The sequence below is a fragment of the Pseudarthrobacter albicanus genome (genome assembly GCF_018224015.1).
Lineage (GTDB): Bacteria > Actinomycetota > Actinomycetes > Actinomycetales > Micrococcaceae > Arthrobacter > Arthrobacter albicanus.
The window spans coordinates 1-468 of the sequence record NZ_JAGPOT010000180.1; the positions used below are offsets into that span (position 1 = coordinate 1).

Below are 468 nucleotides of genomic sequence, written 5' to 3' on the forward strand. Positions count from 1 at the left end.
AATCGGGGACCTGCGTCTGGCGTATTCCCGGCCGCTGCCGGCCGCGCCGACTTCGGTGACGCTGATCCGGGAAGCCGACGGACGCTATTACGCGTCGTTCGTGGTCAATCCGGAACCCGGAACCGCCGCCGCCCCTGACCGTGTCCCGCGTACTGCGGGGCTCGATCTTGGCCTGACGGATTTCGCGGCAATCACCTACAGCGACGGCACCAGGGAGAAAGTCCCCGCGCCACGCTTTGACCGGAAGGCGCAACGGAAACCCGCCCGCGCCCAACGGGAACTGTCCCGCCGCGTGAAGGGCTCAAAAAACAGGGCGAAAGCCCGTGCCAGGGTCGCGAAAATCCACGCGAAAACGCGTGACCTGCGCCAGGATTTCACCCGCAAGATCGCCGTCAGGCTGGCCCGCGAAAACCAGGCGGTCGCAGTCGAAACACTCAACATCACGGGGCTGGCACGTACCAGACTCGC

General features: G+C 65.8%; 1 protein-coding gene. It reads left to right on the forward strand.

Going from position 1 to position 468, the window contains the following annotated elements; all coding sequences use genetic code 11:
• On the forward strand, positions 1–468 hold a 468-nt coding region (locus J9611_RS21275; protein ID WP_211883220.1), incomplete at both ends, for an RNA-guided endonuclease InsQ/TnpB family protein.